Genomic DNA, 4,462 nt, shown 5'->3' on the forward strand with positions numbered 1-4,462 from the left:
CCGGTTCCCGGTTTCACCGCCACCAGGCCGGTGCGCAGGTCGGGCACGGCCGCATAGGCCCTCGCGAGCTGGCTGTCGACCGCCTGGAAAGCCGCGTTCTGTCGTTTCTCGTCCAGGGTCGTGGTGATGCGCAGGCCACCGCGGTTGATCTCGTCCTCGGTGATGCCCGCGGCGCCCAGTTCGTCCCTCACCCGGTCACGGATGTAGCCGACCTGGTCCGAGGATGTGTACGAGGAAGCGTCAACCTTGTCCCGCACCGGCGGCGGCTTCTCGTTCGCCAGCGACGCCGGGGCCCAGCCCTCGGCGATCATGGTGGCGACGACGTCCTTCCACCGTGACTCCGCCGGCCCCGGGTGCTCCTTCGGGTCCAGATAGTTCNGTGATCGGATGAGGCCGGCGATCACCGCGCCCTCACCCGCGGTCAGTTCGGCCGCGGGTTTCCCGAAGTAGCTCTTGGAAGCGGCCTCGATACCGTACGAGTTACGCCCGAAATAGATCGTGTTCAGGTAGAACTCCAGGATCTGGTCCTTGGAGTACTTCTGGTCCAGCTTGACGGCCAGCACGATCTCCTGCATCTTCCGGGTGAACGTGCGCTTCGGCGACAGGTAGGCGTTCTTCGCGTACTGCTGCGTGATGGTCGAGCCGCCCTGGGAGATCTCACCCCCGGTCAGGTTGACCCACATCGCCNGGGCGATGCCCTTCGGCGAGATACCCGGCTCGCTGTAGAAGTCCTTGTTCTCGGCGGCCAGCACCGCGTGCTGGACGTCCTTCGACACCTGCGAGAGCGGGACGTCGGTGCGGTTCACCGTCCCGATCCGGGCGAACTCACCACCGGCCTTGCCGTCCGCGCCGCTCGCCCAGGTGATGATCGACGTCTGGTCGGTCTTCACCTCCTCGGGCAGCGGGACGCNGGTGGCCGCGTAGATCACCGCGATGCCGGCGACGAACAGCAGCGACCNAGACGTCAGGCTGATCAGCACCAGGCGGCGGAACCACCGCGGGCGGTTGCGCCACCACCTAGGGCCATGCCGGCCCTGGTTACGCCGAACGTTCCCGCGCCCGCCGACAGCAGCCCGCGCGCCGGTGGCCGACCGTGCGCCGGTGGCATGCGTGCCGGTACGTGGGCCGGTCCGCCCACCCGGACCGCGTTCGCCGGGACGAGGCGGGCCCCCCGGCCGGCGGCCGGGGGCACCGTTCATCCTCGTCGCGGCCAAGGTGCCGGTGCCCCGCTCACGGTCGAGTGGATCCAGGCCGGCGCCGACGTCGGCCCCGCCGGCCGGAGGCACCTTGCGATAGACGGTGGCGTCCGCGGTGCGCTCGTGCACGTCGACCCGGCGCAGCGCGGCCTGGTCGACGGTGTCGTAGAGGGCGTTCACCCGGCGGCCCGGCTCGTCGGTGGTGGACGGGCGACCGCCACCCGGGCGGTAGGCACGCATCCGGGTGGTGGCACCGGAGAGCCGCTCACCCCGGCTCCGCGGGTGGATCGCCGTCTGGTCGTCGCCGGAGGCGCGGGCGTCCGCCCGGGCCGCCGCGCGCTCGGCCGCGGCGCGGCCCGCGACCGGCCGCGACGGCCGATCCCCGGTGGGTGTGCCACCACGCACAGCGGGACCGCGCACGTCGCCGCCGGGAGTGTCACCTCCGCGGGTGTCACCGCGCAGGTCGCCGCCGCCGGTGAAGTCACCGCGGGGTCGGGCGACCCGGCCCGAGCCCGTGCCCCCGGAAGCGGTCTGCCCGGACGCCGAACGAGCCGGACCGCCGCGGTCGGAGACGCCCCGCCCGCCGGCGGCCGCACCGGCGGCACCGGCGGCGCGCGGGCCGGGCGCGGGCCGTCCCGGCTCGCCCGGAGCCGCGCGGTGCCCGGTGGGCCGGCCCTGACCGGCACCCGGACCGGCGCGATGACTACCAGGCTCACCGGAACCAGAGCCGGAACGCTGGCCGGGGGCTGGGGTGGCCGCACCGCGCCCGGCAGCACCGCGGCCCGCGGTCGGGTCCTGGCCACCGCGACCGGCGGGGACGTCCTGGCCGCCGCGACCGGCGGGGATGCTCCGGCTGTCACGGCCCGCGGACCGGCGGCGAGCCGCGGCACCCGGATCCGGCGCCCAGCCGTCGGGTTCCGCGGTGCGGGCGCGCCCCGGGGCGTCACCGCCGGGCGGCCTCGGGCCGCCCGGCTGGGGGCCCCGAACCGGGATGGGCGGCTGCTCACCGCCCGGAGCGGGCGCCGCCGCGCCGCGGGGGTCTCCGCCGTCGCCGGCACGGGCACCCATCGGCCGCGCGCCCTGACTATAGGGAGTACTCACCAGCTACCCCGTCCGTCGCCGTGTTCCCCCCGGCCACCGTGCTCATGCCATGGTCCGGCCAACGCCCCCCGAATCCGGTGCAGCGCGCCGAAGCGGGCCGCACCCACGTGGAAGCCCACATGGCAGACCAGAATCTCACGCCAGAACGGGACACCTGCGGGAGGGCACCGAAGTGTGGGTGCCGGGGCCGCGGCCGGCTCAGGTGTCGGCGGCCCGCCGGCGCGGCTGCTTCCTGGCGGGGGGCTCACCCGTACCGATCACATACGAGGTGATCAGATGGTTCCAGCCGCAGGGCGGGCACACCTCGACGACGTAAACGTGCAGCTCACTGTGCCGCGCGGCCAGGGCCGGCAGTTCCTTGGTCGCCCGAGCCCGGCCCGAGGCCGACCCCAGCTCGTCGCCGTAGGTGTACGTGACGTTGACGAGCGGGTCACCGCCGCGGCAGACCGGGCAGCGCTTCCTGGTGGGCTCCCCGTGATATCTGGCCGCCCGGACCAGGTAGGGATGCGCGTCGCAGACATCGACCGCGGAGACCCGGCCGGCGACATAGTCGGCCAGGGTGGCCCTGCGGGCGAGCGCGTAGTCGATGACCGACCGTGGACGCATGCCAGTCACGGTACGCCGACACCGGGCGCCGGGCAGACGGTCCGGACAGATCGACAGGCGCTCCGGGAGGACCGTCCTGTGCCGATGGCCGTCGGTCCGTCACCGCCCCGTCGCTGGCGAGCCATCCACTGTTGCCGNGGACGTACCGATGCGTCTATCCTCGATGTATCGCATCGATATGTCGGCGCGACAGAACGAAGCGATACAGCACGCCGATACAACACCAGGGCGACACAGCACCAGGCCGATACAGCGCACCAGCCGGCGATCAGCAGCAGGTTGATCGCCGCGACGATGCCACGGCGGGCCAGGCGCGGCCACTGCGACCGGGAGGAGAGCGCGCATGTTGGAACTGGCGGTGCTCGCGCTCCTGTCGGAGAGCCCCATGCACNGCTACGAGCTGCGCAAGCGTCTCTCCGCTGTGCTCGGGTCCTTCCACCGCTTCAGCTACGGCTCGCTGTATCCCTGCCTGCGCAGGCTGCAGGCGTCCGGATACGTGACCGCGGACGATGCCGGCGCGGCCGCCCGGATCGGCGGGCGCAGCCGGGTCGTCTACACCCTCACCGGCGAGGGCAAGGAGAAACTCTCCGAACTGCTGGGCGAAGGTGGGCCGTCCTCCTGGGAGGACGAGATGTTCGGCGTCCGCTTCGCCTTCTTCTCCAAGACCGACGCGGCGGTGCGGCTGCGGATCCTCGAGGGGCGGCGCGNCCGCCTTGAGGAGCGGGGAGAGAAGGTGCGCTCGGCGCTGTCGCGTACCCAGAAGCGGCTCGACTCCTACACCCTCGAACTGCAGCGTCACGGTCTGGAGTCGGTCGAGCGCGAGGTCCGGTGGCTCAACGAGCTGATCGAGACCGAGCGGGCCCAGGCACCCGCGCCCAGCCCCAGGGCGCAGGTGTTGTCCACATCATCCACAGAGTTGTCCACAGGTTCGTCCACAGCCGGCGCGGACCAGGTGCGGGCGGAGGACGGCCCAGCCACCCGCACCGAAGGCCCCAGCGACGCGGCCTCGTCCCCAGACCCCGACAGCTAGGCGCCGACCGCGATCGCGGCAGCAACCGTTACGCGGCACGACCGAGCCCCCGGCACCGCGGGCAGGGGCCTCGGCTGGCGTGATGGTGGCTCGGGAGGGTGGCGCCAACCGTCACCGTCACGGTCCGCCAGCCCCGGAGCACCACATGGCTTCGACACCGGCCGGTACCCCGGCCGGCGCCGGCCGGGCCCCCGGCCACCCTGCTGGCGTCGCCAGCCAGCGACGCCAGCATCTCCATCCACACAGCTAAGGAGCGCATCCGTCATGGGTTCGGTNCGTGTCGCCATCGTCGGCGTGGGCAACTGCGCCGCATCTCTCGTCCAGGGAGTCGAGTACTACCGCGACGCCGACCNGTCGGCCCAGGTCCCCGGCCTGATGCACGTGACGCTCGGTGACTACCACGTCTCCGACCTCACCTTCGTCGCCGCGTTCGACGTGGACGCGAAGAAGGTCGGTCGCGACCTCTCCGAGGCCATCGTGGCCAGCGAGAACAACACCATCAAGATCGCTGACGTGCCTCCGCTCGGAG

At 72.6% G+C, this 4,462-nt stretch carries 1 protein-coding gene and 5 pseudogenes; 3 read left to right on the forward strand and 3 right to left on the reverse strand.

Annotated elements, in window-relative coordinates; all coding sequences use genetic code 11:
• Nucleotides 1–379 precede the first annotated feature (379 nt).
• The 3 genes and pseudogenes from UG55_RS39235 to UG55_RS18960 all read right to left on the reverse strand — a co-directional run.
• Nucleotides 380–687: pseudogene (locus UG55_RS39235) on the reverse strand (transglycosylase domain-containing protein); the annotation flags it as partial.
• A gap of 1 nt (nucleotide 688) precedes the next feature.
• Nucleotides 689–890: pseudogene (locus UG55_RS46340) on the reverse strand (transglycosylase domain-containing protein); the annotation flags it as partial.
• Between the two features lie 1,605 nt (nucleotides 891–2,495).
• The gene (locus UG55_RS18960) at nucleotides 2,496–2,903 is read right to left on the reverse strand and encodes a DUF5318 family protein (RefSeq protein WP_066070952.1); all 408 of its coding nucleotides are present in this window, start codon (nucleotides 2,901–2,903) and stop codon (nucleotides 2,496–2,498) included.
• Nucleotides 2,904–3,295: 392 nt separating this feature from the next.
• On the opposite strand from UG55_RS18960, the pseudogene UG55_RS39245 reads away from it, so the two are divergent.
• The 3 pseudogenes from UG55_RS39245 to UG55_RS18970 all read left to right on the forward strand — a co-directional run.
• Nucleotides 3,296–3,610: pseudogene (locus UG55_RS39245) on the forward strand (PadR family transcriptional regulator); the annotation flags it as partial.
• A gap of 1 nt (nucleotide 3,611) precedes the next feature.
• Nucleotides 3,612–3,933: pseudogene (locus UG55_RS39250) on the forward strand (PadR family transcriptional regulator); the annotation flags it as partial.
• Between the two features lie 353 nt (nucleotides 3,934–4,286).
• A pseudogene (locus UG55_RS18970) lies at nucleotides 4,287–4,462 on the forward strand (inositol-3-phosphate synthase); the annotation flags it as partial.

This window comes from Frankia sp. EI5c (genome assembly GCF_001636565.1).
GTDB lineage: Bacteria > Actinomycetota > Actinomycetes > Frankiales > Frankiaceae > Parafrankia.